An 11,073-nucleotide genomic window follows, 5' to 3' on the forward strand; every position below is an offset into this window, starting at 1 on the left:
CGTAGTGGACTTTCACCACCTAGTTATCGCCCATGCTGGGCGCACCACAAAAAAAGCACCCACGCGAAAACCGCATGGGTGCTTGATTTTTTAATGGAGCTACTGACGGGATTTGAACCTGCGACCTACTGATTACGAATTCAAGACTCTCTCCACTAGCGTTATCATCCACAATATATGGTGTATATAAGCTATCATTTTTCCATATATAGTACAGTTATAATCAAATTTTAAATTCAATAACAGCATTAACACCTATATTAGAGCGACAATAGGTAGACAACGCGCCATCCCCCAATAATTGGGGTGCCCACCGGCGTGGGTGGGGCCCCAATTTGCTAAACAGTGAGAGTATTTGTATCAGCCTTTCCCTTGTTAGATAAGCCCCCTCTGGGGCTTTTGGGGCTTAGCTGACATTAATATTTTTGATTTTAGTACCGGTATTATCTTTTCCTTGCTGTTCGCGCTAGCGTAATTTTTTGCAGGGTAGCTTGCTGCCCGAAAAAAATTCTTTATATTTTTCTTTTTTTATTTTTTACTTGAATCTCTAACATCAAAAACCAGCTTAGTTACTTTAGAACTGCATATTTTAGAAGGCAAAAACTCCTTGCAGAGTATAAAAACCCGCTGATTTATGAATACGTGATGTTAAAGAAAGATGTTCCTGTTAAAGATTTTTGACACTAATTTTTGTCTGTGCTAAACTTTGATTAAGAGGGAAAGTACAGAGCATTGTTAGTTAATCGAGGTGTTTGCTTATGACTAATACGTTAAATACTGCTTTTTTAAGCAATAAAGGCGAATATACTTTTTTTAGGTTTCGTGATAGAGTGATAACTTTTTTGACCGGGAAACGATTGGAAAGGTATACAAAAGTTTTAGAATGGGATAATGGCTATATAGTTGTACTTTGTAAAAATAAAAATGAGGATAAATTGGAAGAGGATTATATAGATTTATTACCGATTTTAGATAATCTGTATATTGAACCTCAGAAGTTTCTTGCGCCAATAAAGAAGGTTGAGATTAGCTATGACTGAAGCAAAAAATGATGATAACCTTATGTCCTAGAACGAGCGTAAGCCTAAGTACAACATCAGGGAATGGTCTCCTAAACATGACAAAATGGGCAAAGGATTTACGCTTACCAATGACGAGCTGCAAGATTTTGGACAATCAGGAGTAGATGATAGGAACCTCCTAAAGTAGATGGCTGCAATATAAAGAATCTACTTTAGGAATTTTTATTCTAGCGAAATCAAAATATAACTTTATTGCTAAAAATCACAATGGGTTTTATGTAACTTGTCATGGCAAGCACTATGTAATAGCACTAGATTATTCATACATGCTTCGGCTTTTTCCGGACAATCATAATAGCATAACTCACAATTAGGCGTCATTGCGTAAATCATGCCATTGTCTCTAGGAAAAAAGCATTTGATTTCACTTGTTCTAGATCCGCAATAGCGCGAATAGCTGAGATGATGTACATTAGCTGGCGATTCTGGACTAATTAGCTTGCCACATACAGGACAACGACCATACTGCCTCAGCTTCAATACATGACGTATAAACGGGTTATGGGTGCAATACATGTGGGCCAGAAAGCGATCTTCTCTACCAAGTGCTTTATGCGCTTGACGCGCTTTTTGGTATTCTAATGTCGGTACGGTTGGTTTGGTTAAATTAAACATTTTTAGACATCTCCTTTTATTTTAAGATGCCTAAATCAACAGCGTGGCTGACGCAATCAGTCAAGAGCAGAGTTCAGCGAAGCGCAGCGTAGCTGAAAAGCTCTTGACTTACTGCGCCAGCTGCGCTACTTAATTGCTATAACACTCATTATAATGCTATAATTATCTTGAAAAGTTATGATAACAGCAAGGAGACTGTGCCATGAATAACATAGACATGCTCATTTCTGATCTTATACCACAATTGCTTCGAACCTTCACTGCTCTAAATGTCAAAGAAATAATATTATATGGCTCTGTAGCAAGAGGAACCGCAACGTCAGAATCAGATATAGATATAGCGGTAATTCTCGACGATTATACGGATAAAATGCATAACGATATGATTGACTTTGTTGTAGAGTTAGAACTAAAATACAATAAAGTTATATCTGTACTCCTGATATACAATAGGCAATTTAATGAATGGGGTAATATTACACCGTTTTTCAAAAACATCAAAAAAGACGGGAAGGTATTATGGAAATCTACATTCTGATATGTCAATGGGTAGCAAAAATACTCTTGCTATTAATATAATCTGATGATATACTGTATTTAGTTGCACGGGTAGCTTCGCATACGCGTTGAGGTCGTGCCTGGCTTTCTGGGCCAGTGGCATCTGTCGAGCTTGACAGGTGCTTTTTTATTTATTATGAAAGAGGTGATTCCTATGCAGATACTATATTCCTACACTCCTGAAGAAGTGGAAAACTTTAAAGCTCGATTGAAGCTTGCTGAAGAGCGTGCAGCTTTCTTTGAACAAGCTTACAAACAAGAGCAAGCCAAAAATGCTATGCTGCAGCAACAGCAAAAAGCAGATTAACTTCTAATTGAGCAGGATACTGCTCATTATTTGAATAGTCGACATCTCACATCACCGTGCATCCCGTTCGGTACACAGTGGTTCAAACACTCTAATATTTAAGCTCGTAATTGCTCGCTAGCTCATACTAGCCTGCTTTTACGAGCTTTTCTTTTGATCTTGACCTATTAGGTGTCGTGTTTCCTGCTGCCGAGCGCGTAGTAGATTTGCACTAATTAGTTATAGCCGATGCTGGCGAAGATAGAAAAGGCTGGGGCAAGCCCCAGCCTTTGAACACTATGTTTTTATCATATATTCTTGTATCGCCATAAGGCATGATGTGTACTTTATATTACTAATCAGTTTCTTTGGTGATATCGAACACCGCAGCAGCATTCTCTTTACCCTGCAGCAATTGTGTTAATAATTGTTCATTCCTATAAGATTGCTCTAAATCAGTGAAGTAACTTCCTCGCTTATATTTATAGATATCGTTGATTTCAGTTCCGCGCACTAAGTTGAAAATGCAGGATTCATACATTGATTTTTGATTAGAGAAATAGGTGATTTCCTCTTCGGAACGAGCATGCTCTAATCTTTCCGGACGCAGAATAGAAGGCAAGGAATCATAAAGCTCATTAAGCATCATGCAATGAAAAAGAAAACATATATTGGCACGTACAGGTAATGAATATGTCTTTTTGCGTGTTTGGTAATCAAGATATGCATTAGGCAGCCAGATTTCAACGTTTTCTGTATCATGTATTTCCATATAATCCAGCGGATCATACCGTCTGTAAATATCTAATAAGGCATCCTCTATATCCATTATTTGCGGTTCGCAGTATGGATTGGATGTATAGCCGAATAACCAATCCAGAGAAACTGCAAATACTTTACTTAATTGCATCATGCTGTCCATAGCCAGCATTTTTTTATGATTGCCATTTTCTAACTCGGATAAGGTTGAGCGACTGCGTAGGCAGAGAATATCTGCCATATCAGCTAAGGTAAGATGATGTGCTTGGCGGATATTCTTAAAATTGTAACGAAAATTATCGTAAGCACGCTCTTCAAAACTTTCTCGATGGACGTGAAATTCGTTTGCTTCGTAAAAATGCATAAAAGGCCTCCAAAAAACTTGACAAAAACAAGTATACGAGTATAATAATAATCAAGAAGTTCTTTTAAAACGAACATAATATAATGAACAAAATCAATAGAACCGATAGAAAAAGACTTTTTCTAATTATATCAAAATACAAAAGCAGATACAATAAGAAAAAAATATCCAAAAAAACCAAAGCGATTTATAAAATTAAAGGGATGATGTCTTGTATGAACGAAAAGGAACAAAGCGGTGGAAGGAAAACAAAACCACGATTTTTAACAGTAAAGCAATTTTGTGAGTATCTTGGTGATAATGTTGTTACGCCTTATACCATATATGATTTGATTAAGAAAAAAGAGATACCGGCAATTACTATAGGAAATAAGATTTTAATTCCGATGGTTTGGGTTGAAGAGTATTTTAACGTAGAAAATCTTCTGCGTAAATAAAAGAAAGGTTGTGTTTTTTATGAAGTGTTATATTCATCATGAAGAAGAAGCTGTAGCTACTTGTGCAAAATGTGGTGTAGCCATGTGCCACGCCTGTGAGAAAAAGGCGTTGTTTAGAACGGCCAATGGTACCGGGCAGGCTATGTGTCCACGATGCAGCTTGAATGAAGCGCAGAGCATAGTTGATTATGAGTCTAAATGGCTGAAAAAGCGTGCTATTAAGCTTGGTTTTTGTTCACTGTTTATTGTATGGGGTTTAATTGAATATTTTACTAAAGCCGATGGTATTTATGATATGTTTGCATATTTTCTGATTGCAGCTATTATTATAAATCTTGGCGGTAATAAAAAACCACAGTCCATTGGTTCTCAAGTTTACAATGCAACAGCTATGGCTAAAAGTCCTGTAGCATATTTTGTTGGTTGGGTTATTGGTTATACGATTTTTGCACCTATTGCGCTTATCATGAATATCATTGGATATGTTAGAACAAGAATGCAATATAAAAAGGACCTAGAAATTTTAAGCCAGGTGCAAGAGGCAGTTGCTGATATGTATTGATATTTTTAGCTTGTTAGAGCCAACAACATACAACGGGTTACTTTGCCATTAGAATTAAATCACTACAAAACAACGAAAGCTTATTATAGAAAGAGCAGGGATTTGAGAAAATACTCCAAGTCCTGCTCTTTTTTAGTTTGTGAGGATGCGTTTGTTTCAGCCTCATTAATATAATTATAATTAGTGTCATAACGTTAAATATAGACATAACTATGTAAGCGTCAAATAAAATCACGGCTTACCAATCTCACAATTTAATAGTATACTATCTGCGTAGACATGACGTTTGCGCAGATTTTTTCTAGGCAAATACATGGAACTACAACCTAGACTTTATTATAGTTGGTGAGATTAATGAATAACTCTATACAAACAGTCGCTCATAACACCAAACCGCAAACGGAGCTAAGCGTGTGCAGGAATGTCATAGCAGCAGGCTTCCTGTAAAGATTTGGTGCAAAGAGCACGGAATCAAGCTGTCTACATTCTATACATGGCAGAAAAAGGTGTTCTGCTCCGTTTCTACAGAAGTACAAGCAAGTACATCTGTTGCTGCTCCTGTATTTGCTGAGATTTCTCAAGCCTTACCTGTAAAAACTGCTCCTGCTAATGTTGCTGCAACTTGTTCTTGCAATTTACGAGAGGGAAATAATTTGAATGTGAAAAAAGACCGCCGACGGCGGTCTTTTTTCATATGGGGACGTTTTAACGGGTTCCTGTTTGACGCTTACGAACAATCTTATCATAGGAAAGTTTTCCTGTTGCAAAATCGAGCTTTGTTATAATCTTTGTAGGTTGATCATCAATATATCTTTTAAGAAGGTCGTTATTCATGCTATTCCCCTCCGAATATTATCTACATGCTTAATATTTGAGCAAAGCCTTTATGGAATCCATAATTTGCTCGTACGTAATATCATTTGCATAGGAAAACTGCTTGCGGTATTTATCCCACATCGTTTTGAGTTCCGGACTTTCTTCAATGTTATGAAGAATACTTGGAACATCTGCGATCTGATTTGTAGTACCGCGGTGATTTGCCGTTGCTTTCAATGCATCCTCAAAGACCGCAATATCAAATTTCTGCGTTGTAGTCAGTATGTAGGCATCGTAAAAATCTCTTGGACGGGTGTTGAATATGCCGCGTCGCAAAATAGTTTCCACCTTTTCCGCCATAACTGTTTCAATGTTGTATGCCCACAGCTCGTATGATTTCTCGTCATCAAAAATCTCGGAGAAGTTGTACTGCACCGCATGAGGCGTAATTATGTCCCCGGTTGATACATCGATGCTAAGCGGTGTCAGCATAATATCGAACCTGGCATTTAGCATGACACGATATCCGCCGTAAATGTCATCTTTACGAATGGGAGAGATTGTGCCAATTTCATACACAATGCCGTCATCGAATGTGATGTCGCAGATATCTTCCAATGCACTGCGAATTGCTTCCGGTGTTAGGGGAAGGTTTTTGAGCGTGGTATCCATATCCATCGTTGCGCGGTTGTCGAGACCAACAATCGCTGCTACCAACATTCCACCCTTTAATACAAACTTCTCTTTGTATTCAGAAGCAGACAAACGGACAAGCAAACGCTCAAACATATAGTTCTGCAAAATGACCTGTGCAGGAATATTTTTCTGCTTGGCAATATTGCGAATTTTTGCTTTCAGACTCATTGCTTTACTCACAGAAGCACCTCCAAATACTGACGCAGGATATTAGACACTCGCATCTTTTTTGCGTAAGAGTTTAGTTTATTCAAATCTTTCTTTGGGTTAGCTGCATACAGTTTTAATGCCGCAAGGAAAGTTTCTGTTCCCAACTTGTTGCGACTGCGGATTATATCGCAGACCGTGCGTTCAAGATCATATGCAGTAACATCATTTCCTGCAGATGTCTTCATCGTTGTTTTGCCAAGCTCAAATAATTCGGGTTTGATGTAATATACCTTGCATTCAGATTTGATTGCTACAGATGGAATACAACCGGACGGTGCTGTAACCGTATGCTCGAATGGAGTTCTGTCGGAAATCCCATGTAGGTAAAGGGCTGTTTCATGAGAAAATATTACTTTTTCAGAACGATTACTGATCGCCAGCAACTCATCCTGCATATCATCGGGAAGAATGTACTGACCTTTTACAATGCGTTGTATTTTATCTTCTTTGCACAACTTATAAAGCATTGCTTTGGATATGCCATGTTGTGCTGCTATTTTTGTTTTGATAATTCCGCCATGCGATTTTGCAATAGCGGTAAGTTCAGTCATGTAATCCATACACTCACCTCAATTATGTCAACTCAATAATATTATATTTATAATTACGATGTAAGTCAACAGGGTGGAGCAATCATTTGAAAAATATTTAATAAGGACACACCTCTGAGCAAAAAAAGAGTCGGCATTTTCATACCAACTCTGCTAATTTTATCTTTATCATTAATAATCTATATGTCTACTACAACCAGGCCTATTTTTTACTTCTGGCTTATTACTATAATCTAAAGGTTCTTTTCTTCATGTACTTCACCAAAGCCACTCTTGATTTGCTCCATACTTCTATCAAGCTTAGCAAGGTATTCTGCATTGCGGGCATTTTTCACAAGCTGATTATAATTATCAAGGCTCATAATAACAATGCTCTTTGATTTTTTACGAGTAACAATAATAGTTTGATTATTATCACTTGCTTCATCACAATAATCTTTTAAATTGTTTTTGAGAGTAGAGTAGTTTACAGCTAACATAGTTATAGGCCCCCTTTGCTTCAAGAATGTAAGGCAAAATCATTGAATATATATATCAGCATCACTATATTTACCAAACTTACCAATGCCCACAATATCTATACTTTACATAGTGTAGCTCTTCCAACAATAACTTGTTTAGCAATGGTTTGCATGCTAGTATCGTAAGACCTTCATCGTACCATGGCAAGGTTTTTCTATAATCAACCAAAATCTCTTCAGCCTCTGAATAGGTAAACCGTCTCACAATATCCTCTTTTTCAATTCTTATCAACAAATGCAAGAGGACATTATGGACTAAAGTTTTATTGAATACAACATTCATGCGAGCTAGTATAAATATCACAGCAAAATCTAACACCAACAGCTTATACAACAAATTAATATCAGTATAAATCTGCATTTTTACTGGGAGTATGAATAAAGCTAAGCTTATCAAAAATAAAACAATATCGTATATTTTTTCCAGCTTTCTTTTTCTCCAAAAAATGCCATAGCCAGATTTGTTAATACAAATGTAGGATGAAAATGTCATTTTTAGCTCAAAATAGCGAATTGCCAATAAACATCCTATCAATCCTTCAGCAAATAAAAGCGTCATTAATACCTTGTCGTCCATCTCATCCCCTCCTTGCCTTTATTATAGCAGAGCATGATACATCAGTCTATTGTATATATATTATAGAGCAATATAAACACCATAACTTTAATTGTGAATATGATAACAATTAGTATTATAACATTAATTATCGACATAACTATAGTTAGCATTATAACTTGAATTATTAATATACCTGTAGTTAAATTTGTAACTTCAATTATTGATCTAACTATAGTTAGAATACCAACATAGATAACTTTAATAACTACAAACTTGCTAAGGTTAGATTTCCCATCCAGTATTTTTTTTACTTTTACTATTCAAGTCCACGGTCATTTTGTTTTGTTTTATATTTTCTCTGCCTGCATTGATGATATTACTTAACAGACTATTTATATCATTTCTTGCGTCAAATATAGCTGATGCTCCATTGCCAAGTTCCGGAGCACGATATTTAGATTTCATTTTGTAATGCAAGTGCGGGTTTATCTTTCTGCCAACTTCGATAATCTCTTTTCGCAATTCTCTATACTCATTATTTAATTTGAGTAGATTCAATTTTTGATTCTCCATGTCTTTACTTTGTTCGAGCATTTCTTTTATCAATTTTTTATACCATTTATCACCTGCTTCAGAGCTGATGAAGCTGTGTATTTCTGCATCTTGCTTTTCATAATCAGCTTTTAGGATTCTGTAAGCTCGTCCTTTTTCGTTATACTCTGCTCGTATATTATTAGGCATAGATTCTTTGGGACCGTATAGGCTTAAGATTTTTTTTAGTCTACTTTTAAGGCTGATTATTGCTTCACCTTCTTTTTGCAATTTTTCAAATCTGCCGCTGGTCATAATATTAAGTACCTTGCTTGGCATTTGATCAATCGGAGTTATTGTTTTTTCAATTCTTATAATTGCAGATTCGTTATATTTTATTTGGTTATTAACTGAACCAAGTAATTTTACAAAATCTTTTCTGATTATTTCGCCAGAAGTAGTAAGCTCTGCTAATCGTTTTTCACTATATTCCTTTTCTTTACGTTCTAATTCAATTTGTTTTTTGTATTTTAATTCAGCGGCTTTACGTGCTTTTTGAATTTTATCTATAATTACACCAAAAGCCTTGGCACTCATTTGATAAATTTTGTCCAAGGTATTGTCGATATTTTCTTGATCATAACCATTTTCTTCAATGATTTTTTTGGTTTTATATGCGAGAGCCGGGCCGAGATGTTCCTGAGGAGTACGGTTTAAAAATTCAACCATATCTTCATCTCCTGCTTCAGCTGCTATATCACGTTGCGCTTTTAAAGTTTTGCAGGATACAACTTTATCTATTCCATGAGTTTTATATTCGGCATTAATCATGTCTTCCCAGGATTGACGAATCAATTTTAAATTATCTTTGCTTTCTGTATACCCAGAAAATCTTCTGTCTTTTTGATAGCCACCATTTTTAGGATTTTTAGCATTGTATCTTTTAAAAAATTTAGAGGGTGATTTGGCTTTTACCATTTCATCGTCTACAATACGTTCGCAAATCATTATATGTGCATGTATTTGTTCTTGTGAGTCGTCGAACGTAGCAGGCTTGCTATGGATAGCATATGCCCATACTTTATTATTCCCTATATGGGTAGCAATAAAATCATTTACCAATTTTTCGTTTTCTTTATGCGTTAGCTCATTCGGTAAAGCTATTTCGAATTCTGTATAAGCTCTGCCATTAGTGCGTTCATATCTGTCAGCGTATGCAAAAAAAGCAGATGCAGACATAGCCCAACGCGGGAGATTGGCATCTTTATAGACCAATTCTTCCGCACGTTTTCCTCCACTGTAGCGTCCCTCACGCAGTATGTAATCTGCGTGCTGCTCTGCAGTACCCACTTTTCCATTTTTAAGGCTTAAATGATAGGTTGCCATGGCTGCTTTCTTCTTTCTAAAATAAAAAATCCTTAAGCAATTCAGCAAGCTAAGCTTGCAATTGACGAGGGACTGTTAGTCCTCGTCCTCCTTGCTTAAGGATTGTGTTATATTTTATTATTTTTAGCATCCTCGCACTGCGTTTCCACCAAGGCAAAGCCTTGGTATTGGAAACGCGTAAGTGCGCCTAACGCTATGCGTCAGGAAGAGAACGTAAATTTCGTTACTCTCTTATCTTATTTTAACACAATCGTTTGCTCATTACAAGGGATTTTAGAATATCGTTGCATGAAAAAAGCCCTAGCTTTATATCAGCCAGGGCTCAACTTTAAAGCTATTAGCTATTATTAATTTATATCATCCTTCGAAAAAAGTCCCTAAAGTAATCTGGCCCGTTTTCCCATAATCCAGTCTCAAAATCATATAGGGCTATATAAGCATTAGAATTTATAATTTTGTTTCTAGCTTCTTGCAATATGATCCCTTCCTCGTCAGCCATGTCCATAATAGCATCAGTCAAAATCAAATCGGCGCAAAACCTTTTGGGTTCGGTAATTTTATCATTAACAGTTTCCGGTTTATTACAAGTTTCACTTCTAAGCTTAATACCATTCGCTTTTAACATCACCAAAATATCGTTAGCAGCACACTCGTCACTACTTAAACTTAACATATCATACGTATCTTCAATATACTTCCATACACCATACATCTCAAACAATTTATTAGTATCAGCAGGCGAAACTTGCATTTTTTCGCAGAACATTCTAAAGATACGTACTTCAAAAAAGATAAGTTCATTTAACATGATTGCGTTCCTCCTTAATACTTATTGTAGCTCACACACTAAAAAACAACAACACATTCAGCTATGCTATATTGATTTTATTAATACTGCTTTTGATTAATTCATCTATTTTATCGTACCGGTACTTTATAGGTAACAATATTTTCCAACGATAGCGCTCGCGTCGTAAGATAATATTTCCCTACGCCATTAGTCCATTGCATTTCTATTGTTGTGGTAATCCACTGTTCATCTAGCAAAACTTCAAAACTACTACCAAAATGCAATTCTCGTTCATCTCCTTATATAATGTATTTAGGTTGATAAAGGTAACCTATAACCCTTATTGACTG

The 11,073-nt window shown here is 36.2% G+C and carries 15 protein-coding genes; 5 read left to right on the plus strand and 10 right to left on the minus strand.

Annotation, left to right across the window (positions count from 1 at the left end):
• Positions 1-758: 758 nt before the first annotated feature.
• Positions 759-1,040 (plus strand): hypothetical protein, encoded by a 282-nt coding sequence (locus tag Q0612_RS07240; RefSeq protein ID WP_293556835.1) that lies wholly within the window; start codon positions 759-761, stop codon positions 1,038-1,040.
• A gap of 237 nt (positions 1,041-1,277) precedes the next feature.
• Here Q0612_RS07240 and Q0612_RS07245 read toward each other — a convergent pair whose 3' ends face one another.
• Positions 1,278-1,697: a hypothetical protein gene (locus Q0612_RS07245; protein ID WP_293556837.1), complete on the minus strand. Its 420-nt coding sequence runs from the start codon at positions 1,695-1,697 to the stop codon at positions 1,278-1,280.
• A gap of 202 nt (positions 1,698-1,899) precedes the next feature.
• On the opposite strand from Q0612_RS07245, the gene Q0612_RS07250 reads away from it, so the two are divergent.
• Together Q0612_RS07250 and Q0612_RS07255 are read left to right on the plus strand one after the other, a co-directional pair.
• Positions 1,900-2,235, plus strand: coding sequence for a nucleotidyltransferase family protein (locus tag Q0612_RS07250; protein ID WP_293556839.1), 336 nt, complete (start codon positions 1,900-1,902; stop codon positions 2,233-2,235).
• 174 nt (positions 2,236-2,409) lie between these two features.
• On the plus strand, positions 2,410-2,562 hold the full coding sequence (locus Q0612_RS07255) for a hypothetical protein (RefSeq protein WP_293556841.1): 153 nt from the start codon (positions 2,410-2,412) through the stop codon (positions 2,560-2,562).
• Between the two features lie 334 nt (positions 2,563-2,896).
• On the opposite strand, the gene Q0612_RS07260 is transcribed toward Q0612_RS07255, so the two are convergent.
• A complete protein-coding gene (locus tag Q0612_RS07260) occupies positions 2,897-3,664 on the minus strand; it encodes a helix-turn-helix domain-containing protein (RefSeq protein WP_298882703.1) in 768 nt (255 codons plus the stop codon).
• Positions 3,665-3,879: 215 nt separating this feature from the next.
• Between Q0612_RS07260 and Q0612_RS07265 the strand changes: the two genes are divergently transcribed.
• Entirely contained in the window at positions 3,880-4,101 is a 222-nt protein-coding gene (locus Q0612_RS07265; RefSeq protein ID WP_298882706.1) for a helix-turn-helix domain-containing protein, read from the plus strand.
• 19 nt (positions 4,102-4,120) lie between these two features.
• Positions 4,121-4,663 (plus strand): B-box zinc finger protein, encoded by a 543-nt coding sequence (locus Q0612_RS07270; protein WP_298882709.1) that lies wholly within the window; start codon positions 4,121-4,123, stop codon positions 4,661-4,663.
• A 705-nt stretch (positions 4,664-5,368) separates the two neighbouring features.
• Here Q0612_RS07270 and Q0612_RS07275 read toward each other — a convergent pair.
• The 8 genes from Q0612_RS07275 to Q0612_RS11940 form a co-directional block, all read right to left on the minus strand.
• The gene (locus tag Q0612_RS07275) at positions 5,369-5,497 is read right to left on the minus strand and encodes a hypothetical protein (RefSeq protein WP_298882712.1); all 129 of its coding nucleotides are present in this window, start codon (positions 5,495-5,497) and stop codon (positions 5,369-5,371) included.
• A 30-nt stretch (positions 5,498-5,527) separates the two neighbouring features.
• Positions 5,528-6,355: a nucleotidyl transferase AbiEii/AbiGii toxin family protein gene (locus Q0612_RS07280; RefSeq protein ID WP_298882715.1), complete on the minus strand. Its 828-nt coding sequence runs from the start codon at positions 6,353-6,355 to the stop codon at positions 5,528-5,530.
• Positions 6,352-6,945, minus strand: coding sequence for a type IV toxin-antitoxin system AbiEi family antitoxin domain-containing protein (locus tag Q0612_RS07285; protein ID WP_298882719.1), 594 nt, complete (start codon positions 6,943-6,945; stop codon positions 6,352-6,354). The genes Q0612_RS07280 and Q0612_RS07285 overlap by 4 nt, the downstream gene beginning before the upstream one ends.
• A gap of 224 nt (positions 6,946-7,169) precedes the next feature.
• Positions 7,170-7,415: a type II toxin-antitoxin system Phd/YefM family antitoxin gene (locus Q0612_RS07290; RefSeq protein ID WP_298882722.1), complete on the minus strand. Its 246-nt coding sequence runs from the start codon at positions 7,413-7,415 to the stop codon at positions 7,170-7,172.
• A gap of 79 nt (positions 7,416-7,494) precedes the next feature.
• Positions 7,495-8,034: a hypothetical protein gene (locus Q0612_RS07295; RefSeq protein WP_298882727.1), complete on the minus strand. Its 540-nt coding sequence runs from the start codon at positions 8,032-8,034 to the stop codon at positions 7,495-7,497.
• A 264-nt stretch (positions 8,035-8,298) separates the two neighbouring features.
• Positions 8,299-9,933 carry a MobA/MobL family protein gene (locus tag Q0612_RS07300; protein ID WP_298882730.1) on the minus strand — a complete coding sequence of 545 codons (1,635 nt, stop codon included), beginning with the start codon at positions 9,931-9,933 and terminating at the stop codon, positions 8,299-8,301.
• 352 nt (positions 9,934-10,285) lie between these two features.
• A complete protein-coding gene (locus Q0612_RS07305; RefSeq protein WP_293823398.1) occupies positions 10,286-10,741 on the minus strand; it encodes a DUF3791 domain-containing protein in 456 nt (151 codons plus the stop codon).
• Between the two features lie 110 nt (positions 10,742-10,851).
• Positions 10,852-11,007: a DUF5348 domain-containing protein gene (locus tag Q0612_RS11940; protein WP_367181706.1), complete on the minus strand. Its 156-nt coding sequence runs from the start codon at positions 11,005-11,007 to the stop codon at positions 10,852-10,854.
• Positions 11,008-11,073: the final 66 nt, after the last annotated feature.

This window comes from uncultured Phascolarctobacterium sp. (assembly GCF_937920985.1).
Lineage (GTDB): Bacteria > Bacillota > Negativicutes > Acidaminococcales > Acidaminococcaceae > Phascolarctobacterium_A.